The 22,424-nt window shown below is 63.1% G+C and carries 19 protein-coding genes, 1 tRNA gene and 2 pseudogenes; 4 read left to right on the top strand and 18 right to left on the bottom strand.

The window, feature by feature from the left end; translation table 11 throughout:
* Nucleotides 1-87: 87 nt before the first annotated feature.
* From FXV83_RS30145 to rpmH, 8 genes are all read right to left on the bottom strand, one after another.
* On the bottom strand, nt 88-777 hold the full coding sequence (locus FXV83_RS30145) for a pyrimidine 5'-nucleotidase (protein ID WP_148743227.1): 690 nt from the start codon (nt 775-777) through the stop codon (nt 88-90).
* Nucleotides 778-964: 187 nt separating this feature from the next.
* The gene (locus tag FXV83_RS30150) at nt 965-1,951 is read right to left on the bottom strand and encodes a DUF1036 domain-containing protein (protein WP_148743228.1); all 987 of its coding nucleotides are present in this window, start codon (nt 1,949-1,951) and stop codon (nt 965-967) included.
* A gap of 158 nt (nt 1,952-2,109) precedes the next feature.
* Entirely contained in the window at nt 2,110-2,997 is an 888-nt protein-coding gene (gene argB, locus FXV83_RS30155; RefSeq protein WP_148743229.1) for an acetylglutamate kinase, read from the bottom strand.
* Nucleotides 2,998-3,228: 231 nt separating this feature from the next.
* On the bottom strand, nt 3,229-3,594 hold the full coding sequence (locus tag FXV83_RS30160) for a DUF423 domain-containing protein (protein ID WP_187436264.1): 366 nt from the start codon (nt 3,592-3,594) through the stop codon (nt 3,229-3,231).
* Nucleotides 3,594-4,247 (bottom strand): ribosome biogenesis GTP-binding protein YihA/YsxC, encoded by a 654-nt coding sequence (yihA, locus tag FXV83_RS30165; RefSeq protein ID WP_148743231.1) that lies wholly within the window; start codon nt 4,245-4,247, stop codon nt 3,594-3,596. Before yihA ends, FXV83_RS30160 begins: the two co-directional genes overlap by 1 nt.
* Nucleotides 4,248-4,359: 112 nt before the next feature.
* A complete protein-coding gene (yidC, locus tag FXV83_RS30170; RefSeq protein WP_187436265.1) occupies nt 4,360-6,204 on the bottom strand; it encodes a membrane protein insertase YidC in 1,845 nt (614 codons plus the stop codon).
* A gap of 13 nt (nt 6,205-6,217) precedes the next feature.
* Nucleotides 6,218-6,598, bottom strand: a complete 381-nt coding sequence (gene rnpA / locus FXV83_RS30175; protein WP_148743233.1) for a ribonuclease P protein component — start codon at nt 6,596-6,598, stop codon at nt 6,218-6,220.
* Between the two features lie 24 nt (nt 6,599-6,622).
* The gene (gene rpmH / locus FXV83_RS30180) at nt 6,623-6,757 is read right to left on the bottom strand and encodes a 50S ribosomal protein L34 (RefSeq protein ID WP_006609582.1); all 135 of its coding nucleotides are present in this window, start codon (nt 6,755-6,757) and stop codon (nt 6,623-6,625) included.
* Nucleotides 6,758-7,140: 383 nt separating this feature from the next.
* Here rpmH and FXV83_RS30185 point away from each other — a divergent pair, with 383 nt between their 5' ends.
* Nucleotides 7,141-8,670 (top strand): ATP-binding protein, encoded by a 1,530-nt coding sequence (locus FXV83_RS30185; protein WP_430648956.1) that lies wholly within the window; start codon nt 7,141-7,143, stop codon nt 8,668-8,670.
* Nucleotides 8,671-8,836: 166 nt separating this feature from the next.
* Nucleotides 8,837-8,913: transfer RNA gene (locus tag FXV83_RS30190), tRNA-Arg, on the top strand.
* 724 nt (nt 8,914-9,637) lie between these two features.
* Here the strand turns inward: FXV83_RS30190 and FXV83_RS30195 are convergent.
* Nucleotides 9,638-10,156, bottom strand: a pseudogene (locus tag FXV83_RS30195) (recombinase family protein); the annotation flags it as partial.
* Nucleotides 10,157-10,234: 78 nt separating this feature from the next.
* On the opposite strand from FXV83_RS30195, the gene FXV83_RS30200 reads away from it, so the two are divergent.
* Nucleotides 10,235-10,549 (top strand): DUF1648 domain-containing protein, encoded by a 315-nt coding sequence (locus FXV83_RS30200; protein WP_148743235.1) that lies wholly within the window; start codon nt 10,235-10,237, stop codon nt 10,547-10,549.
* 190 nt (nt 10,550-10,739) lie between these two features.
* Here FXV83_RS30200 and FXV83_RS30205 read toward each other — a convergent pair whose 3' ends face one another.
* The 4 genes from FXV83_RS30205 to FXV83_RS30220 form a co-directional block, all read right to left on the bottom strand.
* Nucleotides 10,740-11,516, bottom strand: coding sequence for an SDR family oxidoreductase (locus FXV83_RS30205; RefSeq protein ID WP_187436266.1), 777 nt, complete (start codon nt 11,514-11,516; stop codon nt 10,740-10,742).
* A 234-nt stretch (nt 11,517-11,750) separates the two neighbouring features.
* Entirely contained in the window at nt 11,751-12,035 is a 285-nt protein-coding gene (locus FXV83_RS30210; protein WP_148743237.1) for a GYD domain-containing protein, read from the bottom strand.
* A gap of 137 nt (nt 12,036-12,172) precedes the next feature.
* The gene (locus FXV83_RS30215) at nt 12,173-12,643 is read right to left on the bottom strand and encodes a methyltransferase family protein (protein ID WP_148743238.1); all 471 of its coding nucleotides are present in this window, start codon (nt 12,641-12,643) and stop codon (nt 12,173-12,175) included.
* Between the two features lie 281 nt (nt 12,644-12,924).
* Nucleotides 12,925-15,414: a bifunctional diguanylate cyclase/phosphodiesterase gene (locus FXV83_RS30220; RefSeq protein WP_235940318.1), complete on the bottom strand. Its 2,490-nt coding sequence runs from the start codon at nt 15,412-15,414 to the stop codon at nt 12,925-12,927.
* Nucleotides 15,415-15,786: 372 nt separating this feature from the next.
* Between FXV83_RS30220 and FXV83_RS30225 the strand changes: the two genes are divergently transcribed.
* Entirely contained in the window at nt 15,787-16,590 is an 804-nt protein-coding gene (locus FXV83_RS30225; protein WP_148743239.1) for a substrate-binding domain-containing protein, read from the top strand.
* 47 nt (nt 16,591-16,637) lie between these two features.
* On the opposite strand, the gene FXV83_RS30230 is transcribed toward FXV83_RS30225, so the two are convergent.
* The 5 genes and pseudogenes from FXV83_RS30230 to FXV83_RS30250 all read right to left on the bottom strand — a co-directional run bounded on the left by FXV83_RS30230 (nt 16,638) and on the right by FXV83_RS30250 (nt 22,242).
* Nucleotides 16,638-17,648, bottom strand: coding sequence for a 2Fe-2S iron-sulfur cluster-binding protein (locus FXV83_RS30230; RefSeq protein WP_148743240.1), 1,011 nt, complete (start codon nt 17,646-17,648; stop codon nt 16,638-16,640).
* Nucleotides 17,649-17,795: 147 nt separating this feature from the next.
* A complete protein-coding gene (locus FXV83_RS30235) occupies nt 17,796-19,538 on the bottom strand; it encodes an ethylbenzene dehydrogenase-related protein (protein WP_148743241.1) in 1,743 nt (580 codons plus the stop codon).
* 447 nt (nt 19,539-19,985) lie between these two features.
* A pseudogene (locus FXV83_RS44380) lies at nt 19,986-20,246 on the bottom strand (HigA family addiction module antitoxin).
* A gap of 257 nt (nt 20,247-20,503) precedes the next feature.
* Nucleotides 20,504-21,097 (bottom strand): site-2 protease family protein, encoded by a 594-nt coding sequence (locus tag FXV83_RS30245; RefSeq protein WP_148743242.1) that lies wholly within the window; start codon nt 21,095-21,097, stop codon nt 20,504-20,506.
* A 419-nt stretch (nt 21,098-21,516) separates the two neighbouring features.
* Nucleotides 21,517-22,242 carry a hypothetical protein gene (locus FXV83_RS30250; RefSeq protein ID WP_148743243.1) on the bottom strand — a complete coding sequence of 242 codons (726 nt, stop codon included), beginning with the start codon at nt 22,240-22,242 and terminating at the stop codon, nt 21,517-21,519.
* Between the last annotated feature and the right edge of the window lie 182 nt (nt 22,243-22,424).

Here is a 22,424-nt window from a genome sequence, read left to right on the forward strand (position 1 = left end):
GCCCGGATGGAGCGAAAGCGTAATCCGGGAAAGTCTCTCCGGCGGCGCGCTCCCGGATTTCGCTTGCGCTCCATCCGGGCTACGGCCTCAACGCGACAGCTCGCCCAAAAACCCCGTCAGGTCATCCGTGACGTGGTCGACATGGGCGGCATCGCGGCCCTCCAGTTCCCAGTCCTCGCGCACGACCTCCTTGGTGCCATCGGGCACCACCAGCACCGTGGTCATGCCGAGCTCGTGCGGGACGGTGAGGTTGCGGGCGAGGTCCTCGAACATCGCGGCGCAGGTCGGATCGACCGCATGCTGCCTGAGAAATTTCCGGTACGTTTGCGGCGCCGGCTTCGGCTCGAACTCCGCCGCGATGATGTCGAACACGCCGTCGAAATGCGTGGCGAGACCGAGCCGCGCCAGCACCGCATCGACATGGCTGGCCGAACCGTTGGTCAGGATCAGCTTGCGCCCCGGCAGCTTTGCGATGGCTGCACCGAGCGCGGGGTTCGGCTCCAGCGGTGAATGATCGATCTTGTGCACATAGGCGAGGTAGTCGTCGGCGCGCACGCCGTGCAGGCTCATCATGCCGCGCATGGTGGTGCCGAAGCGCAGATAATAATCCTTCTGGATCTTTCGCGCTTCCTCCGGCGTCACGTTGAGCCAGTTGCAGACGAACTCCCCGATCCGCGCATCGACCTGCTGCCACAGATTGACGTGATGCGGATAGAGCGTGTTGTCGAGGTCGAACACCCAAGTGTCGATGTGAGTGAAGGCGCGGGGTGGGTTCATTGCGATTCTCTACCTGTTGAGCGGCGCTGCCGCTCCGCTCTCAATCGTCGTCCTGGCGAAAGCCAGGACCCATACTCCGCGGCCCATCAGCGGGGCACTGTGGTTGTCGTTCTTCGCCAAACACAATGCCGGGGTAATGGATCCTGGCTTTCGCCAGGACGACGGCGGAGAATGTGGCACCATCACATCACGGCATCGCAAAGCGCAGCGTCTTGCCGCCGCTGCTCATGTCGACCGCGCCAAAGCCGGTCGCCACAAAGCCGCGCGCGGGGCAATCGGTCTGCTCGTTGGTCTCGAACTTGGTCTCGCGGGTGCAGAGCTGCTTGTCGCCGCCCCAGTTCAGCGGCCGATCCTTCAGCTTGACGGCGCGGTTGTCGGCGTCGATGGCTTCCGCGAAGCTGAAGATCTGCCTGGGCTGGCCGGTGACGTCGGGATGCAGGCACGTCCTGGGGTCGATGCGATACCAGCCGCGGCTCGTCACCGACTTGCCGTCGTCGGTGGCGACGGCCGCCATCACCTTGTGCGGCGTGTCGTTGCACCAGGTCAGGCCGCTCGGCGACGGCGTCTGCACCGCCTCGACCATGGTCTTGAACAAGTTCGGCGAGGACACGGTGTCGGACGGCAGCCCGCGGCTCTTCAGGAAGGCGGCAAGGGCTGCCTGCGTCTTCGGCCCGTCGACGCCGTCGATCGGCGCCGCGTCATAGCCGGCGATCAGCAGCAGCCGCTGGATGCCGGCGAGCCGTGCCTGCTCGTCGTCATATTCGGAATCCTCGGCGAGATAGGCGGTAAAGTTGCCGTCGTCGCCCCGGCTTGGCGTGATCTGGGTGAAAGCGGCCTGGGTCTGGCCGCTGCGGCACTGGCGCGCCGCGGCGATGACGAAATTGTCCTGCGCCACGCACAGCATGTCGCTGCCGTTCTGCGGGATCGGGGAAGCACCGTAAACGCCGAGCGCGCGGGCGTTGAGCAGGATGCGGTCGGCCGAAAGCGTGCCCTGCACCACCACGCGGCAGGTGGCGGGATCGATCCTGAACCAGCCGCGTGTCGCGGTCGCCGCCTTGTCGTCGATGCCAATCGCGGCCTCCACGACGTAGGACATGCGGTTGCAGATTTTCAGGTCGGCAAGGGCAGGGGCGCAGGACAAGAACAACGAGACGACTGCTGCGGGCAGCGTCATCAGGAAACGTGTGAACGCTGAGCGATGAGTTCGTCGACCCCTCAGCTCGTCATGGCCGGGCTTGTCCCGGCCATCCACGTTCCGGCTCGGCGAAGAAAGGCCGTGAATGCCCGGGACAAGCCCGGGCATGACGTTCTTGCTTCTGGAGGCCAAGCGCATCACTTGTGGATCAGCGTCCCCGTGCCCTGGTTGGTGAAGAGCTCGAGCAGCACCGCGTGCTGCATCTTGCCGTCGATGATGACGACGCCCTGCACGCCCTGTTCGAGCGCGTAGATGCAGGTCTCGACCTTCGGGATCATGCCGCCCGAAATGGTGCCGTCGGCGATCAGTTTTCGCGCGTCCTTGACTGACAGTTGCGGGATCAGCTTCTTCGACTTGTCGAGCACGCCCGGCACGTCTGTGAGCAGCAAGAGTCGCTTGGCCTTCAGCGCGCCGGCCACAGCGCCGGCAAAGGTGTCGGCGTTGACGTTGAAGGTCTGTCCGGTCTTCGACGTCGCGAGCGGTGCGAGCACCGGGATCAGCTCATAGCCGATCAGCTGGTTGAGCAAAGTGAGATCGACCTTCTCGGGTTCGCCGACGAAGCCGAGATCGACCACTTTCTCGATATGCGAATCCGGATCGACCATGGTGCGCGTCGCCTTGGTCGCGGTGACCATGTTGCCGTCCTTGCCGCAGAGGCCGACCGCCTTGCCGCCGGCCTCGTTGATGTAGCCGACCAGCGACTTGTTGATGGAGCCGGCGAGCACCATCTCGACGATCTCGATAGTGGCGGCATCGGTGATGCGCAGGCCGGCCGCGAATTCCGAGACGATGCCGAGGCGCTTGAGCATGGTCGCGATCTGCGGCCCGCCGCCGTGCACCACCACAGGATTGATCGCGGTCTGCTCGAGCAGCACGATGTCGCGGGCAAAGTTCTTCGCGGTCTCCTCGTCGCCCATGGCATGGCCGCCATATTTGATGACGATGGTTTCTTCGTCATACTGCTGCATATGCGGCAGCGCTTCGGACAGGATGCGGGCCTGGTCGAGCGGTGAGATGTCGGTCATGAGGCGGATCTCGCTGGCGGGACTGTCGGGCCGCGTTCTATCCGATTGCCGGGCGAGGCGCAAAGTGTCGCTTCTTCCCCTCTCCCCTTGTGGGAGAGGGTGCCGAGCGAAGCTCGGCGGGTGAGGGGTTCTATCCGCGAGTGATCCTCTCGCGGAGGTGATCGCGGAGAGAACCCCTCATCCGGCGCTGCGCGCCACCTTCTCCCAAGGGGAGAAGGAAGAAAGAAGGCGCTATTTGTGCCGCACCACCGCCGCCAGCGTCACCGCCAGCCAGCTCGCGATCATCGTCGTTCCACCCGTCGGTGCCGCATACGGAAACAGCCCATGTCCCGCATATTGCCGCAAGGTGACATCGCTCGCGAACAGCGCGGCGCCGATCGCGAGGCCGAAGGCGGCGACAAGGCCAATTCCGCCGTGCAGAAGTCCGCGTTCGATCAGCGCGACCGTCGCAAGTATGGCAGTTGCATGAAACAGCAGCATCGCGCTCGCGGAGGCAAGCCGGCTCGCATCGCCGCCATGTGCGGACGCGGCTGCCAGCGCGACGCCGGCGGCGCCCATCAATCCGGCGAGGGCGATCAGCAGGCGGAAAGCAGCCATCAAGAGCTGCGCTCTTCTAGCAGCTGCGCCATCGCGGCGCGCAGCTCGGCCATTCCGGCTCCGGAGCGCGACGAGGTCGTCAGCACATCCGGAAAGGCGGCGGCATGCTTGGCGAGCGCAGCGCCAGTCTCGGCGATGCGCGATTGCAGCTCGGAGGCCTTCACCTGGTCGGCCTTGGTCAGCACGATCTGGTAGCTGACGGCGGAGCGGTCGAGCGTCCCCAGGATTTCATGATCGACGTCCTTCAGCCCGTGCCGCGCGTCGATCAGCACGTAGACCCGCGCGAGGCTGGCGCGCCCCTGCAGGAATTTGTGGATCAGGTCGGTCCAGGACGCGACCTGGGACTTGGGCGCCTTGGCGTAGCCATAGCCGGGCATGTCGACGAGCCGCAGGTCGGCCTTGCCCGGGACCTCGAAGAAGATCAGCTCCTGGGTGCGGCCCGGCGTATGCGAGGTGCGCGCGAGCGCGTTGCGCCCCGTGAGCGCGTTGATCAGGCTCGACTTGCCGACATTGGAGCGTCCGGCAAAAGCGATCTCCAGCCCCGCCATCGGCGGCAGGGTTTCGATCGAGGGCGAGGCCCAGATGAACTGCCAGTCGCGGGCGAACAGCTTTCGCCCGGTTTCGATCAGCTTCGCATCTTTGTCGTCGGTCATGCGAAGGCTCGCTGTTTCCACACGTCATTGCGAGCGAAGCGAAGCAATCCAGAATGTCTCGGTGGAAACAGTCTGGATTGCTTCGTCGCTTCGCTCCTCGCAATGACGATCGCTACGTCGCCTTCTTCGCGAACGTCGCCTTGAGATTGTCGAACAGCTCCACCTTCACGCCGTTGCGGCGCATGATGAAGCTCTGCTGGAGCACCGAGAGCGTGTTGTTCCAGGCCCAATAGATCACGAGACCCGCCGGGAAACCGGCCAGCATAAAGGTGAAGATCAGCGGCATCCAGTTGAAGATGAGCTGCTGCGTCGGATCCGGCGGCGTCGGGTTCAGCTTCATCTGGAACCACATTGTGATGCCCATGATGATCGGCCAGATGCCGAGTGCGAGGTAATGGCCGAACAGCGGGATCGTGGTCGGATCGAACGGGATCAGCCCGAACAGGGTGAACAGGTTGGTCGGATCGGGCGCGGAGAGGTCCTTGATCCAGCCGAAGAACGGCGCGTGCCGCATCTCGATGGTGACGAACAGCACCTTGTAGAGCGAGAAGAACACCGGGATCTGGATCACCACGGGAAGACAGCCGGCGACCGGATTGATCTTCTCCTTGCGGTAGATCTCCATCATCTCCTGCTGCTGCTTCACCTTGTCGTCGGGATAGCGCTCCTTCAGCGCCTGAAGCTGCGGCTGGACCGACTTCATCTTCGCCATCGAGGCGTAGGACTTGTTCGCCAGCGGGAAGAACAAGAGCTTCACGATCACGGTCACGAGCAGGATCGAGACGCCGAAATTGCCGAAGAAGCGATAGAAGAAGTCGAGGCCGAGGAACATCGGCTTGGTGATGAAGTAGAACCAGCCCCAGTCGATCAGCAGATCGAAATGGTTGAGGCCGAGCTCTTTGTTGTAGCCGCCGAGGCCTGCGAGCGGGAACACGCCGACGACGCCGGCTTCCTTGGCGCCGGCGAACAATCGCGCGTTCGCGTTCGCGGTGCCGCCGATCGCGACGGTGACGGGATCCAGCAGATAGTCGGTCTGGTAGGTGTGGACGTTGCCGACCGGGTTCGACGAGAAGCGCGCCTGAAGCGGAGCGCTGGTATCCGGCAGCAGCGCCGAGGCCCAGTACTTGTCGGTGATGCCGAGCCAGCCATTGGTGGCCTTGAAGTTCAGCTGCCTGGCTTCGTCGATCTTCTTGTAGGCGTATTCCTGCAAGCCATCGAGATAGCCGATCAGGCCTTCATGCAGGATGTAGTAGCCCGAGACCTCCGGGGTGCCGTGGCGCGAGATCAGCGCGAACGGATAGAGCGTGACCGGCGCGTTGCCGACATTGGTCACCTCGTCCTTGACGGTGAAGAGATAGTGGTCGTCGACCGAGATGGTGCGGCGGAAGGTGAGCCCCTCGCCATTGTCCCACTTCAGCACCGCCGGCGTCGATGGCGTCAGGCTGCCGCTGCCGTCCTGCTGCCAGATGGTCTGCGCGTCCGGCAGCTTGGCCGTCACGCCCGTCGCCGGCACCCAGCCGAACTCGGCGTAATAGGGCTCTGCGGTGCCTGAAGGCGAATAGAGGATGATCGGCGGCGACTTGGGGTCGACCGTTTCGCGGTATTGCACCAGCGCGAGGTCGTCGATGCGGCCACCCTTGAGCGAGACGCTGCCCGAAAGCCGCGGCGTGTCGATCTTCACGCGCGGGCTGGATGCAACCGCGATGTTGCGGGCGACGACCGGCTGGGCTTGCTGGCTCGCGCCCGGCGTTGACGGCTGGGCTGCGCCGCCGGCCTGCGGCGTGGCGCCCGGCGTCGCGGAGGCCGTCGGCTGCGGCGTGGTCTTCTGAAGCTCGGCCTGGGTCTGCTGCTGGGCGCGCTGCTTCTCCATCGCCGGCATGTTGTAGAAATACTGCCAGGCAATCAGGACCAGACCCGACAGGATGACGGCGAGGATGGTATTGCGGTTGTCGGTCATCATTCTCTCGTCATCAATCCGGTTTGCGGCTTGTCGCGGGGCCCGGCCGCTGGCCGCGCCCCTTGGCCGTATGCCGCGCGGGCCGTGTAAACGCTATGCGCAGATCGTCGAGCATGGTGGCGAAGTCGCGCGTGAGCGCGTCCCTTCGGCCGACCAGCACATAATCATGATGGGGCTGCATCGATACCGGATCGAGCCGCTTCACCAGTTCGCGAAGCCGGCGCCGGATGCGATTGCGCTGGGGGGCGTTGCCGTTCTTTTTGGTAACGGTGAAGCCGATCCGGATCGGGCCGCTGTCGTCGCGGCCACGGCTTTGCAGGACGAACGCGGGGCTATTCACCCGCGCGCCATTGGCAACGGCGAGGAAATCCGCCCGCTGCCTCAGCCGATCCATGATGAAATCCCAAAAGGGTCAGGCTCAGGCGCTCAAGCGCTTGCGGCCGCGGGCGCGGCGGGCGGCGAGAACCTTGCGACCGCCGGTCGTGGCGAGGCGGGCACGGAAGCCGTGACGGCGCTTGCGCACCAATTTGCTGGGTTGATAAGTCCGCTTCACGGGTTTCTCTCCGCTGACCGGGCAATTTGCCTGTAGAATTGATGATAAAGTCCGGAAGATGCGGCCCAAAATGGGCCCTTTTCCGGCCCTAAGAGAGCCGCTCCCAGCTTCACGCCGGGTCATCGCGGACAATTTGCGCGGCTTATAAGGGACCGTCCCCTTCTCGTCAACGCCGCAGGACCGCGCAGGTCAAGAAGAATACGACGTGAATCCGACGGGCATGTCGCTTGAATATCACTGTTTCGCCGGGGTTTACCCCTTGAGGTAGCGACTCGCGATAATCACGCTTACATCAGACCTCGGGAGATTAGCGATCCGTAATTTGACCGGCCCCCCGGGCGGGTCGCATGCTTCCTCAGCCAAGGCCAGCAGGGGCGAACTTCGTGGTAGCGACAGACCTCCAGCGGACCCAGGATCTGGATCGCGTTTCGGATCAGCCAGACCAGGCGGACCAGCCGGTGACGCGGCTGCGCGGGCCGCGCGGGCTCGGTCTGTCCGGCAAGCTGCTGCTGCTGACCATCCCCCTGGTGATGATCGCGGCCGTCCTGCTCTACGTGCCTGCGATCGCCAACTTCTGGGTCAACCGGCTGAACGACCGCGTGGCGGCGGCCAACACGGCGGCGCTGGTGCTCGATGCCGCCCCGCTCGGCATGGTTCCCGATTCGCTGTCGCGGCAGATCCTGAAAAGCATCAATGCCCGCGCGGTCGCGATCAAGATGGGCCAGCAGCGCCGGCTGCTTGCCAGCGACAATTTGCCGTCCGCGATCGGGCACGACATCGACCTGCGCGACATGACGGCGTGGGAGGCGATCACCGGCTCGTTCCAGATGATGCTGGAGACCGGCAACCGGGCGATCCGCATCGTCGGCCCCGGCGTCGGCAACGCCCAGTTCATCGAGATCGTCACCGACGAGCTGCCGCTGCGGCAGGCCATGTATCGCTTCTCCCGCAACGTCGTGGTGGTCGCGCTGATCATCGCGGCTCTGACCGCGGGCCTCGTCTATCTTGCGCTGCATTATCTGTTCGTGCGGCCGATGCGGCGGCTGACCGCGAGCCTGATCGGCTTCCATGAAAACCCCGAAAGCTCGGCGCGAATCATCGTGCCGAGCCAGCGCAGCGACGAGATCGGGGTCGCCGAGCGCGAATTGTCCGACATGCAGCGCGATTTGATGTCGATGCTGAATCAGAAGAGCCGGCTCGCGGCGCTCGGCCTTGCCGTGTCCAAGATCAACCATGATCTGCGCAACCTGCTGGCCTCGGCGCAGCTGTTGTCGGATCAGCTTGCCAGCGTGCCCGATCCGCGGGTGCAGCGTTTTGCACCGAAGCTGGTGCGCTCGCTCGAGCGCGCCATCGCCTTCTGCCAGTCGACGCTGTCCTACGGCCGCGCCCAGGAAGCCGCGCCCGACCGCCGCATCATGCTGATCGAGCCCGTCGTCATGGAGGTGCGCGAGACCGCGGGCCTCGCCAACGAGGCTTCGATCGCCTGGGTTGCCGCAATCGAGCGCGGGCTCACGATCGATGCCGATCCGGACCAGCTGTTCCGGGTGCTGCTCAACCTCGTTCGCAACGCCGCCCAGGCGCTGGAAAGCCATTCGTCCGGCGGCGGCGGCGACGGCGGCGTGCGGCAGATCCGGATCACGGGCAAGCGCGAAGGCGCCGTCGCCATTCTGGAGGTCTCCGACACCGGCCCCGGCGTGCCCCAGAAGACCCGGGAGCACCTGTTCGAGGCGTTCCAGACCTCCGGCCGCCCTGGCGGCAGCGGCCTAGGTCTCGCCATCGCCGCCGAGCTCGTCCGCGCCCATGGCGGCGACATCCATCTGGTCGAAGGCACCCTCGGCGCCACCTTCCGGATCGTCATCCCCGACCGCCCGGTGGAGCTACTCTCGATCCGCAACGAGCGGGCGCGGGCGTAGTCGGCCAGCGGCCGACCCGGGAAACTGTCATTTCCGTGCAAAATCTCTCTATCCCGGACCTTGCCAACGCCGGCAAGAGCGGTTAGTCAGAGCCCTCTTTCGCACCCCTCCGGCGCTGTCTGGAGGCTGCGTGCGGGCTAGCCCCGCATCGCCGTTCGCGAAACACGCGCCCGTAGCTCAGCTGGATAGAGCATCAGACTACGAATCTGAGGGTCGGACGTTCGAATCGTTCCGGGCGCGCCAGTCGCACGAGTTCCTAATGAAAAATCCAGAACTAACGCGATTACAAGCGCTTAGCTGCCGCTCGGTGGTGTGAAGCGGTGGTCAAAATGCGTGTCCTGATGGGTGTCATCAAAGACCGACACAATACGTATTACGCGTTATACGTATTACGCGTAAAACTGTGCCTGCGAAGCCGAAGGGACTGCGGGCAGCGGTCGCGCTTGTAAGTCTGGCGGTGGCCTGCCCTTGAAGCCGAACCATTTGAAGTCGGGGGCCGGGGGCACGGCCAAAAGGGGCCCGGTTGGCCATATGGGACCCATTCGCAGCACCTGAGTGGCGCTCTTTCGATCATCGTTTCAAGCACGCGGCAATATACGGACGTAGTCCGCCAGCGCTTCCGCCCCTTTGATTTGAGAGTCCCATCTTTCGACCCTCATCCTCGCAACGCTGGCGCTTGGCAGCAAAGGCGGGATTTTTCATGGCACAATCGAGCCGCGCCGGTCCCTCAGGAAGTTGTGCGCAGTTTTGCGCTAAAGCGTTTGATCCGACCGGGCCGAGCAGCAGAACCGCTAATGCAATCATGCGAAACATAGTTGCCCCCTAAAAGAAACTGAGGACGAACGAACAACGCACAATACCACAAAACTTGTACGAGCACGAGACCACGGTTCCGATTAGCGCCGCTGATGGCGGAGACGCAATGCGAGCGCTGCCAGAAAGCTGAGGAGCGTGCTTGTCCATCCTCTCAGCCTTCGAGCGCACGGTAGACCGACGCGCGGCCAATCTTGAGAGTCTTTGCGATGGCTGACGCGCCCATGCCTTCAGCCTTGAGCGCCTTCACTTTGGCGGGGTCGATGGACGCCTTGCGACCTTGGTACACCCCGCGTGCCTTGGCTTCCGCAATACCCTCAAGCTGCCGCTCCCTTCGCAGGTTGGTCTCAAACTCAGCGAAGACACCGAGCATGTCGAGGAAGCATTTTCCGGCCGCTGTGCTGGTATCGATCGGTTGCTCTGTCGCCCTCAGGGACGCGCCACGGGCTCTGACGGTGCGCACGATGTCCTGAAGATCACCGATGCTGCGTGCGAGCCGGTCAATGCGCGTCACCATCAGCACATCGCCAGATCGAAGGAAGTCGAGCGCGGTGCGCAACTCCTCCCTTCCCGCTGTGGTGGTGCCGCTGCGCTTCTCGGAGCGGATCAGGTCACAGCCCGCCGCGCGCAACGCACCCCATCGGTACAGTGCGGCCGATTTCTTGGTTGCTGAGGAGGTGTTCGCGGTTGACGAAGTGAGCTAGTGTGACTTGCGGTTGAGGCGAAAATCATTCGTGCGGAGGCGAGCTTGATGACGGCCGACTATGCGTTTTGGACGGCAATCGCGGTAATGACGGGCGCCAGTCTGCTCTTAGGTCCGCGTATCAGGGCCGGGCGGATTGCAATGCAATGGGGCTTTGATGGCAATCCTACTTGGTACGCGCCGAAACGGCTGGGTCTTTGGGGATTGGTGATACTGGCACTTGCGGTGCGCTTGCTGATTTGGACCGCAATGACGTACACGCCCGATAAGGTCCACAGTGCCGAAGTAGGACTGCTGCTGTTCTCTCTGATTATCGCGGCATCGCACATCTTCGTGTTGCTGCGTGCGGCCAGAGCGCAATAGACAGCTCTCTCGCCGTGCGGCTTGATGGTGGTCACAAGCGGTGGTGCAAACGCGGACGCAGCTACGCCGGTTTCTGCTGAATTTTCAAAGCGAATGTCGGGCGTCGGTCGCCTTGTTCCGTGGCGCGCCATTTCGCTAGAAGTGCGAACGCCAGCGGTCGCCGATTCTACGCTCGATGCGGCGATCCCTTCTATACAGCAGCTGGCGATCTCTGATCGGGTGTGAGCTTCTCGAACAAGGCGCTCCAGCTCTCCCGCCGCGGGCCCTTGCCCCACACGATTTCGAACGTCACCCGCGACGCGCTGGGATGCTGCATCGCTTCGACGAACGCCTCCGCGACATCGGCGCGGGCAATCCGGTGGCGAGGCGACAGCGGGAGGGCATCCTGATCCACAATGACGGCATGCTCGCCGCCGGGGCGGTCGAGGAGGAAGCCCACGCGTATGATCGTATAGTCCAGGCCGCTGGTACGAATGTCTTCTTCAATGCGCCGGCGCCAGACGAGCGTGTTCCTCTTGAGGAGGTTGAGCAGGGCGCCTGCCAGGGAAGGCGTCGCGATGCCGATCGAGTTGAGATAGACGAAGCGGCCCGAAAGCCTGGCTTGCCGCGCAGCGGCGAGCGTGTCCGCCACGCCCTGATAATCGGTCGCCTTCACCAGACTTTCAGGCGCGTAGCGCCCGCTCGCTGCGCCCGCCGTGAAGATGATGTGATCAACCTGTGCGACCGCCGGGGCAAGCGTGTCCGCCTTGGTGAGGTCCCCGCCGGTCACCTCAAAGGAGGTGCCGAGTTCGGCTGAGGCTCTCGCCGGATCCCGCGCCAGCACCCGAACGCGGAAGCCCCGCTCATTCAGCAGGCGCGCGATCAGGAGCCCGGCGCCCTTTGTGCCGCCGATGACCAGGACGCGGCTCGTTGTAGTCTCGCTCATCGGGCCTCCGGTATTGACCCTTGAACGTGCCCCCGAGGTCATGCAGCGATTGCTCGCGGAGAGAACGGCGTAGTCTCGGCGGCTACGCCGGGCTGCGGAGCGCGCCATCATAGCGTCACGGCGAAGCAATAGTGCCCATCTTCATCGGCCGTGGCGCGCCAGTTTTCGATCGCTCCGGGGTAAAGCACCAAGCACTGGGAAGAATGCCGCACCAACCTCGCGCAAGCGAAGTGGCCCGGGGGTTGGCAAGGAAAGCTGTGACCCACCCCCCGGCGCTTAGCCCGCTGCGTCCTTGATCGCGGTTTCGAAGCTCTTTGCGTCGAAGGCGGGCATGCTTTGGATCCGCCCCAGACCCTGGGTCGCGTACCAGACGGAGAACGCGAGCATCGCCTCCTGATTCGGGGCATCGACGATGTCGACGAAATCGTAGTAGCCCTGCGTGTAGTGAATCGACTCGATCTTGATGCCCAGCTTGTCGAGCTTTGCCTTGGCCTTGCTGGTCCGCTCCGATTGCTTGCTTGCCCACTCCGGGCTCAGATTACCAAGCAGCACATATTTCATGGCTACCTCCACGTGATGTTGAATTATATTTGCGCGAAGGACCATACAATTATACGCCTTCCGGCGACCCTTGCCCATGCCCTTCCGCGTATCGGGAACGGCGAGCCACGGGTTCCCGCTATCTTGGCTGACAAGCCCTACAGCCAGCGCCGTACCCGCGCGCGGTAGCGGCGATAGACGTCCCCGAACTTGCGCTCAAGATAGGTTTCCTCGCGGCTGATCACACCGTAGCGGATGACAAGAGCAAAGGGCGCCAGCGTCATCAGCAGCCAGAGGCTGTTGAAGGCAATAGCCAGGCCGATGAGCCCCAGCACCATGCCGAGATAAATGGGATTGCGTGTGAAGCGGTACGGGCCGGCCTCCACGATGGTCGTGGTCGGCAGGTTGGTGGGCACGTTCGAGCCGGCCCGGGTCATGGTAAAGATCGCCCACGCGACCAGCGCCAGCGCAAGGACAAACACTATAGCGCCGACCCAGCCTGCAGATACCGCGGCCGGCAAGAACGACAGGGGCATAAGCCAATTGAGCATGAGCCCGGCAAGCACCGCGAGCGTCCACGCGATCGGCGGCCGGACAATGACGTCAGCGGTATCTGCCGTGTCAGACATGGCGGGACCGGTGAAGCTGCGCTCCCTAGATGTGGCCTGCTGAAGACAATTTGCAAGCGTAGCAAAAAATCGCGGGCATTGCGAGATTTGCCGGTTGGAGCGCGTGACGGGCCGCTTCATCATAGCGCCGCGGCGAAACAGTAGTGCCCATCTTCATCGACCGTGGCGCGCCATTTTAACCGCCATTCAGTACAAAGCCGCAAACTACTGCAGAGCTCCCGTATGGATGGGTGCCTATTTGATCTCGATTGGAATCTAAGGTTGATGTCGTAGCGGACGCCTTAGCGGATCGCAGTCTGCCGCTCCGCTCCGTCTCGCCTGGGCACCACTTCGACAGCCGAAGCCAAAAGGGTCGGCTGGAGCAGGACGGCGAACTCTTCGAGCGATACTGGCGGTGAAAAGATATAGCCTTGCGCCATGGTCGCGCCGTTTTCTGCCGCGAACCGGAGGTCTTCGGCCGTTTCGACGCCTTCTACGACCGTTTCGAACCCCAATTCGTCCGCAAGTCCGAGCGCCAGGCGAAGGATCGTCTGCTTTTCGCGGTCTTGCGCAACACCGGCCACGAGCGTGCGATCGAGCTTCACGGCGTCGAAGGGGAGCCTCGCCATCGTCGAAAGATTCGAATAGCCGGCTCCGAAATCGTCCATCGCAAAGCGTATGCCCAACTGCCTGAGCAGGCTTATTCTCTCGCGCACGACATCTGGATTGCGCATCGCGACCGACTCTGTGACCTCGATCTCGAGGTGTGGCGGCGGGAAGTCGGCCTCGCGAACGGTCGTGACGACATCCCTGATGAACAGCGGGTCCTCGATTTCCGTCGCCGCAACATTTACGGCGAGCACGAGGTTCGAGCCGGCTCGGATCAGGCCCCCGATTTCGGCGAGCGCGCGCCTGAGCACGAAGCGGTCGAGCTCCATAATGAGGCCGATCTCTTCCGCGATCTTGATGAAGCGCGCAGGAGGAATGTTGCCCTCCTTCGGGTGATGCCAGCGCGCCAGCGCCTCCACCCCCAGGATGCGGCCATCCAAGCAGGACACCTTGGGCTGGTAATGGACAACGAGCTCTTCATTGCGGATCGCCAAGGCAAGATCGGTTTCGAGCGCATGGCGGGCTCGCGCGACCTCTGCGAGATCCGGAGTGAAGAATGCGTAGGTATTGCCTCCCGAGCTCTTCGCGGCGTACATCGCAAGGTCGGCGCGGATCAGGAGATCGTCATAGGTTGTGCCGTGGGTGGGACAGATCGCGATGCCGATGCTGACGCCGACGGTCGCATGGTTGCTCTGCAGCTTGAAGGAAACCTGCAGCGTCTCGATCATCTCGCGGGCACTGAGGCTTGCGGCCTCGACGGTCTTCACCCCGGCGATGATGGCGACGAACTCGTCGCCCCCGACCCGGGCGAGCAGACATTTGCCGGGAGCGCCCTTGGACGCCAGCAAATTGCTCAAGCGCTCGGCAACCATCCTGAGCAGTTCGTCGCCGGCCTTGTGCCCGAAAGTGTCGTTGATGGATTTGAAGCCATCGAGGTCGAGGAAGAACAGCGCTCCGCCCTCTTCTGCGTCGATGAGCGCCGGCGCGTCGATGCGCATCTTCTCCCGATTGGGAATGCGGCTCACCGTATCGTAGAAAGCGAGCTGACGAATTCTTCGAGTGCTGGCCCGCAAATGCGTCAGCATTCGCTCGAATGCGAGGCCGAGGCTGCGGACCTCGCCGATGCCCGTTGCGCGGAACGGAACGTCGAGATTGCCACCCGCGATTTCCTGGGCAGTCTTGGCGAGCGCTGAAAGTCCTTTCGTGAGGCGCCTCACGGCGGCCAATAGCGCGACGACCAAGGCACCGAGCGCCAGCGCCGCGGATGCCAGGAACTGCCACATCAGCGAACGCGTATGGGATGCACCGATCTGGAACATCTGATCGCGTGTCGTCGTCACGAGCGATGCGCTCGCGAACGTACACACCTTGAGCGTGGCCTCGTAATCGACACAGCGCGCGACGTAGTTGCCGTCAGCCGAGTGCTGCAGCCCGGTCAAACGCGTCCTGGTGCCGCTGAATCTCACCCCTTCAGGCCCCGCGGAAGACACGATCTCGTTGTCGCCCGCGATGATGACGACGCCGGCATTGGCTAGCGAAGTGAAGTTCTCGAGAGTCCGCTCCGTGCGCCCGAGCGGTCGGATGGCGGCAAGCGCGCCGATGAGATCGCCGAACTCGTCGAACACGGGCTCGATCGCGGTGTGCGCTATGGTGTGGCGCTGCGGCAGACCGAGCGCTGACAGTTCACGCAATTTGAGCTCATAGGTGCCTTCCTCACCCTGCGGGTGCGAGCGGCTATTGTCCTTGAGGATAGCGCTGAGATTGACAGAGAGGGCGGTACCCTCGAGCGCTCGGTTCAGCGCGAGGAGGTCGAGGGGCGTGTTGGCGCCGATCAGGCGACCGGTTTCGTCGAAGGCGATCAGCCTTTCGAAGCCGGAGGTCGAAGCAACGATGCTGAGCAGCTCGCGGATAGTCACATCGTTGTTCGAGGCGACCGCCTTGGCGACATCGGCGCGCTGAGCGATCTGACGCAGGCGAGATGCGGTTTCCGCGCCCAGGACCTCAATTCGCGCTCGCGCCAACTGCGCCTCACCATCGAGGCGATGAGCGAGTTGGTCTTCTGAGAGTTCGCCCAGGGCCGCAGCCTGCTGTCTCAGTTGCTGCTGCAGGCGTAGCGCCGTCAAGCCACCGATGAGGCCGAGCCCGAGGACGCCGGTCGCGAGCACGACGGCAACAAGACGCATGGCGATAGACGAAGGGAAACTCGGAACCCCGGACGGAACGAGCCAATGACGCCAACGGGGTGGCGCCCTCGATGCCCTTGCCGAATCCGTGTCAATCGCCGCCACCGCCAGCACCCTGAACTTGCGGGGCCGGTCAATGTCGCTCACTGAGGCCCCTGAGCGTGTTCCAGGGCGACCTTAGGCGAGCGAACCATTCAATATCGTCTATTTATCGGCTATTTGTGGTTGACTAATTAACAAACGGTTTTTCGAAACCATCAAATTTTGTGCTTTCTGTCCGCCACAGATGATTCCAAAGGCACGGCGTTGCGACAACAGATGGTTTAGGTTTCTTTGCCAGATTGCGCACCTCGTGGTTCGAAGGGGTTTGCAATGGCATTTGCGAGGATCACGGCAGCAATTTTGGGCCTCTGCATTGCGGGGGTCAATGCCGCTGGCGCCGAAACACGCCGGCTCGACATCGTCGGGACCGGAGACGGCATCGATGTCCTGCGCGTCATCGCCGCGAGCTTCATGCAGCAGGAAGGATCGGCACGGGTCGAGATCCCGCCGAGCATCGGTTCTGGCGGAGGCATCGCGGCCGTGGGATCCGGCAAGGCGATCTTAGGGCGCGTCGCACGCCGCCTAACCGACGCCGAAGCGGCCTCCGGCATCGTCTACAAGGCGATCGCCCGCCTGCCCTCGGCCTTCATCGTCCATCCCGGCTGCGGAGTGAGTGCCGTCACAAGCGATCAGCTCGTTGCGATCTATTCGGGCCGCCTCGCGAATTGGAAGGAGCTGGGCGGAGCCGATATGCGCATCCGCGTCGTGCGGCGCGAGGACCAGGACAGCACTCTCACCGTGCTACGGGCCAGCATGCCCGGCTGGCATGATCTCGAGATCACCGAGAAATCGAAGACGGCAACGACCACACAGGAAGCGATCGAGACGGTTCGCGATGTTCAAGGCGCAATCGGCTTCGGTCCCTTCTCACGGCCGTTGGAACAGGGGCTCACAGTGCTTCGCGTGAACGGTCACTACCCGACCGACCCGGATTATCCCTCGAGCGTGGTGCTGGCGCTGATCTATTTGAAAACATTGCAGGATCCGGACGCCTTGGCCTTTCTACGCTTTGCCGATACGCAGAAGGCGGCCGACGTCATCACCAGCCTCGGTAGTCTGCCCGTCAAGCCGTGAGCCGCCGGGGTTCGCTGGCCACCGGCGCTGCTGAGCTCGGCATCGGCTCAAAGACCGGGGCGATAAGGCTGCTCTCGGCTTCGCCATAGATGGGTGATCTTGTCCATCAGCGATGAGGTTTGAGAGCTTGGCAGGAAAGGATCGGCGTAGCATTGCGCATTGGCCGAGCGCGCCTTGTTCTTCACGATCTCGACGAGACCAACGGGGCCGGCGACGTAGACCGTATCCTCCAGCCCGAGCAGGGGCAGGTAGTGCGATGGGCGCCCGGGCCTGATCGGCAGGATAGATCCGACCTCCGTCGTCGCAATGACGTCGCGGACTCCGTCGTCGATCAGCCACTGCAACGAGGGAAGCATATAGAGGTTATCGGCATCCCGGCTACCGGCGACGACCGTTATCTCGCGGTTGCGCTGGGTCGAGCGCGCCGAGCGGGCGAGCGCCCAGATCGGGGCCCAGCCTGCTCCGCCGGCGACCAGCACCAGCGGCCCCTGGCCCTGCCGCAGATAGGCTTGTCCGAATGGGCCTTGCACATGCGCCGCATGGCCTGGCCTGATGGTCTTGCCGAGCTGCCCCGACACGGTGCCGTCAGGCAGGCGCCGGATGTGGAAGACGAGTTCGACTTGCTTGAAGGAGCCATCGAGCCTGAAGGTCGGGCTGAACTCGCGCGCAGGATAGCCGGAAAACTTGACGCGCACATATTGGCCCGGCCGAAACTCGAGCGGCGCAGAGGTCGTCAGCACGACCTCGGCGATCTCCGGCGAGAGCTCGTTGATCTCGGTGACGGCGCCCGCTCGCTTCATCGGTAGCGGCAATTCTTCGAATTCGATCTCCGCATCGCCTGCGACCGCGGCCTGGCAGGCGAGCACAGTGCGGCCATGGCCCGAGCCGCCGTCATCGACCGCGCCCGAAACGACCGTCACGCGGCAGCTCTGACATTGTCCCGATCTGCAGTCGTGTGGAATGAGGATCGAGCCGCCGAGCGCCGCGTCGATCAAGCTTTCGCCGGCGCGGGCTTCGACGAGCTTGCCGTTGAGGACGAGCCGACAATGCCCCTTCATCGCGAGGCCCCTGGGCGCTGCGAATTTCCGCGAGCAGGCTGCTGCTCGCCGAGCCAGAATGCGATGCGCGGATGAGGGCGAAGCCATGCTTCAGCACAGCCGCGCCGTGGTGTCCTCCGGTCGAACTCGCCGCCGCCCATGAGGTGCCTATTTCTCCGTGACGACAAGCACCGGGCGGTTATGGGTCGCATGCCGCGTCTGTGCATGGTCGAAGACAGCAACCCACATGTAGAGATCGCGGCCTGGCACGAAGGCTTTGTCATATCTGCCATCGCTTTTCATGTTGCGCGTCAGCTCGAGCGTCCAATGTCCGTTGCTCCATCTTGAAACCCCGGTGACATTGGCCCGCTCTCCGTCGTTGTCGCCGGCAATGATCACGCCGGGCAGGATCGTGCCAATGGGAATCCTCGCGTCGGCCTCTGGAGTGTAGGGTTCGCTCTCCCGGTCGAACATGTACCAGCGGCCGTTTTCGTCGTCGCTGCTGTTGGGATTGAGATCGAATTTGCCAAGGGCTGCGACCTGCGCCTTCCAGTCCTTGGGAAGCCGCAGAACCGTGACGGGCCCTTTGTCGTTCCTGTGGATGAACTTGAAGTTATACGAATAAAGAGTGCGACCGGGCTTGTTCCAATAGCCGCCCTGGTAGCGGGCATCGTAATTTTGCTCGTCCAAGGTCGGGGCGTAGGGCGGACCGATATATTGGCTGTCGACACGCCCGAGCATGCCCCCGCGCGACGCCTTCCACTGCCACATGTCTATGTAGCTGCCATCCGTCGTGTAGTGGAAGCCCCGGCCGTTGATCGGCATCGGTTTGCCGGGCAGCGGGTTGGCGCCGAGATCCGTCGCGCCCGCGCCGCCAAGCGATGGATTATCGGAGAAAATGACCGCCAGTTTATCCTCGTAGAAGTCGACGGCGTCTTGCAGGCCCGCACGCTCGTCGAGGACGTGCCAGCCATCCTCTTTCTTGATGATCGGAATGCGGCGAAGGGAGCGCGTGGGATCGTCCCAGCGGAAGGCGAAATAGATCTTCTGCCCGTCATGCAGGGCGCGCACTTCCACCAGCGATTCGCCCGATCCGTCGAGATTGGCACCCTGCTGCGTGCGGATGAAGACGGGGCGTGCGCGCGACCAGGCGGGATCGCCCATGGCGCCGTCCAGCTTGGGCGCGTCGCTCACCCGCGCGACGACGAGCGCATCGCGCGTCGCCCAGTCGAGCCCGGCGACGCCGCACGCGACTGCCACCCCGATTGCAGCTGCGACGAGAAGAGGCCTTGGCCGCACGGCCTTCGTGATCGCGAGCGGCGTCGGCCGAAACACGCGGAAAATCTGCAGCCAGCCACCATAGAGATAGTGCGCGGCGACATGCGCGAAGATATAGACGAGCGCGACGAAGGCGGCGGTCGAGTGGAGATAAGCCCACCAGCCGCCGTAGCCGAGATACATCATGACGCCCGTCCCCGTGAGGAATATCACGAGCGCATAGACGAACCAGTGCAGGATGATGTTGACGGCTCCCCACTTGAGGCGAGCCGGAGCGCGCATCGCGAGGATCCGCGTCTTCTTGAGACTGTTGCGCTCGACGAGGCCGCCGCGCGCGAGGTAGGCGACGTAGGCCGACCCGCAGAAGAAGACGGCGAGCCCCGCGAGGAAATGCCAGGAAAAGATCTCGCCCTGAGGCAGGACCGGAGCGAGCCATTTCGAGAAGGGAGCGCGCAGCGCGTCCGCTGCGATGCGTATGCCGGTAACGAGGCTTACGACGAAAGCGAGCGCGGTCGCCCAATGGAGCGTTATCGTCCCGACATCCGTGCGTGGCGGGCTTTCTCGAGTCTTTGTTTGAGGGAGGCTTCTCTCGGTCAAGGCGTCGGCATTCGTTCGAGCGGTGACATCGTTCATTGCATAAAGCTTACCCACGGTAAACCAGTAGTAGAGCTAGCGTCCGCTTTTCGCTTCTCCCGGAAAACCGGACAGCTGCGAACAAGCGACCTCGCGGTCGGCCAACGAGCCGCCCCTCGGGGCATACGCCAGTCTCGAATTTGGCCTCTAACCCAGCTGGCTCTGGTGCTGGGCAACTCCGAGCGCGGCCGTTGCGCGGGTCGCTAAACCACGTCCATCATAAACTCGCCGGAAACAGTTGGGGGGATGTGGTCGCCTTCAGTGCTTCGCTTCTCCCCAGCAGCTTGAATTTATATAGTAATTTCAATTACATATGAGTTCGTGGTTTTGCTCTGAATGCCGCGCCATTTTACGATCTCTTACAACAAAGCAGCCGCGGATAGGCGCGGGGAGCCAATTGCAGCCAGTGATGCGCCTATTGCAGTGTCGCTAGGGCGGCGCCCACGCTTATGCGGCTCTGGGACGGAGCGTGGGAATGCCGCTCACATCCTCTTCGCGTTCCGCGTGCCAAGTATCGTAAGCCGCCTGCATGCGCACCCAGACCCCGGCGCCATCGCCAAACAACTTGCCGAGTCGAACCGCAACCGCCGGAGAGAACGGCTTGCGCTCGCGCAAAACATCCTAGAGATGCTGCCGTGAAATGCCGAGAAGCTGTGCAATCTCGGCTTTGGTCTTGCCGGTCGCCGGGATCACGTCCTCTCTCAGCAAAGGGCCAGGATGGCCTGTTCGCGCGACGGCGCCGCGGACAAGTTCGCGTTACACCGCTACCCTGGAATAGTAGCTCGCCTCGAATTCTCGGATTTGCGCCGGGCCCGTAATTCGAAGAAGGCCAGCATTGCGCCTGCTGCAATCGATCCCGCAACCCTCCAGGCGTTGGAGTTCGACAACCAGCCTGAGAAAGATAGGAAGTATACGAGGAGGCCTGCATAGGCTCCCATGATTGCACTGGCGAACATGCCGGAAATCTACCGGGGCGCGCCGCGCATGGTTCCGGCCGCGAGCAGCAGAAGCTGCAGGCCATCGGTGCCGGTCCGGACACCGCCCGCCGTGGTCCAAAAGGGCGCCAAATTCACGATGATGAAGTAATATTGGACGAGCACGATTGGCCTGAGGTAATCGTGCCCCGGGTCCGGCACGACTGCCGGAGCGAGTGCGCTCACCAGGCCGATAAGTGCGGCATTTCCCAGCACTCCGCCGAGCAGAAATAACAGCATAGACCTGCGGACGATCGGCTGCGGGCAGCACCGCACGAAGCCCGCACAAGGCACTGCACGCAACTCGAACCGGATCTTGCCTATTTGGCCGCGTCCCAGCACTGGGCCGATGCCGATCGAAACCAATTGGACCGGCACCGACAGGAGCAGGGCGCACAGCAAATGTCCAAATTCGTGGCAGGCGATACCAGCCGCCAGACCGACCGCCGATGAAGCGAGGACAGCGGGAATCCAGTAGTCGCGAGTCAACACCCATACGCAGATCAGAACGATCGCAAGGCAAAGTAAAGCGACGAGCACGACCCATCGGGCCAAGCCGTCCGTCCGCTCATGGGCCGCCGCCATCTTGCTTCCTGCATCGAACGTTTGGGCCTACCATCAAAGCTGCCCGGACGATCAGACAGTGCAAATTTGATCGGGTCAGCATCTTGGTGATGTCTAGTCAGTTGGCTTGTTCTGAAAGCCGCACCGTAATGTCTTGGACGATCTGACTGCCCAAAGGGTTCAAGATCGGGCACGCGATGTGGGACATGCCGGGAAGGTTAACCACCCTCCAAAGATCGAAGGCGGCGTCCGTGACGCATAGCGCAAGTCCGCGGGGGGGGGCGGTTTGCGGGCTGCTGCATCATAGCGCCATGGCGAAGCGATAGTGCCCATCTCCATCCGCCTTGGCGCGCCATTTCAGTACAAAACTGGGCACTCCAAAACCTGCCGATCCTGCGCTTGATGGGGCTCCTGCCCGAGACAATCGCGCGTTAAGACACTCACGAACACTCGCGGTTGTGCTGCTCCAGTTCAGTTTGCGCTTCCGATAGAGCGCGGTGTTCGACCAGCAGGCCTTGTCGCTCATAGCGTCGCCGGCTCCTGCTGAAGCGCACCACCACCGCATGCCGGGCGCTGTTCGCCTTGACTCGACGCGTGAGCAGCGCATTCCCGGCGGGCAAGAATTCGAGGTCGTCAAGACCCGCGCATCGCAGGCATACGGGACCAGGCGCCTCCATCATGAGAAAATCGCCCGTTCCAGCGCAGCGGTGGCATTTCCAGGCGTCGTTGAGCGGTTGGATCACGACAAGCTCAGGCGCACGGCTCGCCCTCTCCACCAGGCGCTTCTGCTTTTTCTCCGGAAGGTCGCCCGATATCCAATGAGTGCGGTACAGCTTTTCGATGGCCGGATCACCGCTCTTGCTGAAGCGCAGCATCTGCCGCGCCGGCGTCCGCGCGATGTAGGCCGTCTCGCTTGGCCTCAGCCCTTTCGCGGCCGCCCATGACCGAAACAGCTTCATAGCCTCGGAAATGCGCGGCAGATTGGTTTGCACGGCTTCCTCGAGATACCCGAGCTGTCCTTGCTGCCAACGCTTAAGTGCACCGGGATCGAGCCATCCGATTCCCACCAGCACATCAACCGGACTCACATACTTCCGGGCTGCAAGGGCCGCCTCAGCCGCTCTCCTCACTCGGTCTTCGAGTTTCTTGCGATTGTGCGGATGCATCGGCGTCCTCCCCGCGCCTCGGGATCATGCCAGCGACAGCCCTCCCGCGAACCGCGGGAAACCGTCGAAAGTGTCGCCTGACAATAAATCAGAAGCGACAGTCGAACAATTTCGGCAACCAGGAAGCCGGCGGAGCGGATCGAGCGGAGCGCGAGTCTTGTCCAGCTGACGCGGGGCCGGCA

The sequence above is a fragment of the Bradyrhizobium hipponense genome (assembly GCF_008123965.1).
Lineage (GTDB): Bacteria > Pseudomonadota > Alphaproteobacteria > Rhizobiales > Xanthobacteraceae > Bradyrhizobium > Bradyrhizobium hipponense.

Bases quoted from the DNA above. Each gene is read 5' to 3' on its own strand.
- argB (WP_148743229.1), bottom strand. From the start codon at position 2,997: ATGACCGACATCTCACCGCTCGACCAGGCCCGCATCCTGTCCGAAGCG.
- FXV83_RS30225 (WP_148743239.1), top strand. From the start codon at position 15,787: ATGGCATTTGCGAGGATCACGGCAGCAATTTTGGGCCTCTGCATTGCG.
- FXV83_RS30230 (WP_148743240.1), bottom strand. From the start codon at position 17,648: ATGAAGGGGCATTGTCGGCTCGTCCTCAACGGCAAGCTCGTCGAAGCC.
- FXV83_RS30205 (WP_187436266.1), bottom strand. From the start codon at position 11,516: ATGACCTCGGGGGCACGTTCAAGGGTCAATACCGGAGGCCCGATGAGC.
- FXV83_RS30150 (WP_148743228.1), bottom strand. From the start codon at position 1,951: ATGACGCTGCCCGCAGCAGTCGTCTCGTTGTTCTTGTCCTGCGCCCCT.
- yidC (WP_187436265.1), bottom strand. From the start codon at position 6,204: ATGACCGACAACCGCAATACCATCCTCGCCGTCATCCTGTCGGGTCTG.
- FXV83_RS30145 (WP_148743227.1), bottom strand. From the start codon at position 777: ATGAACCCACCCCGCGCCTTCACTCACATCGACACTTGGGTGTTCGAC.
- FXV83_RS30160 (WP_187436264.1), bottom strand. From the start codon at position 3,594: ATGGCTGCTTTCCGCCTGCTGATCGCCCTCGCCGGATTGATGGGCGCC.
- FXV83_RS30220 (WP_235940318.1), bottom strand. From the start codon at position 15,414: ATGCGTCTTGTTGCCGTCGTGCTCGCGACCGGCGTCCTCGGGCTCGGC.
- FXV83_RS30215 (WP_148743238.1), bottom strand. From the start codon at position 12,643: ATGTCTGACACGGCAGATACCGCTGACGTCATTGTCCGGCCGCCGATC.
- FXV83_RS30250 (WP_148743243.1), bottom strand. From the start codon at position 22,242: ATGCATCCGCACAATCGCAAGAAACTCGAAGACCGAGTGAGGAGAGCG.
- FXV83_RS30235 (WP_148743241.1), bottom strand. From the start codon at position 19,538: ATGAACGATGTCACCGCTCGAACGAATGCCGACGCCTTGACCGAGAGA.
- FXV83_RS30200 (WP_148743235.1), top strand. From the start codon at position 10,235: ATGACGGCCGACTATGCGTTTTGGACGGCAATCGCGGTAATGACGGGC.
- FXV83_RS30245 (WP_148743242.1), bottom strand. From the start codon at position 21,097: ATGGCGGCGGCCCATGAGCGGACGGACGGCTTGGCCCGATGGGTCGTG.
- FXV83_RS30210 (WP_148743237.1), bottom strand. From the start codon at position 12,035: ATGAAATATGTGCTGCTTGGTAATCTGAGCCCGGAGTGGGCAAGCAAG.
- rnpA (WP_148743233.1), bottom strand. From the start codon at position 6,598: ATGGATCGGCTGAGGCAGCGGGCGGATTTCCTCGCCGTTGCCAATGGC.
- yihA (WP_148743231.1), bottom strand. From the start codon at position 4,247: ATGACCGACGACAAAGATGCGAAGCTGATCGAAACCGGGCGAAAGCTG.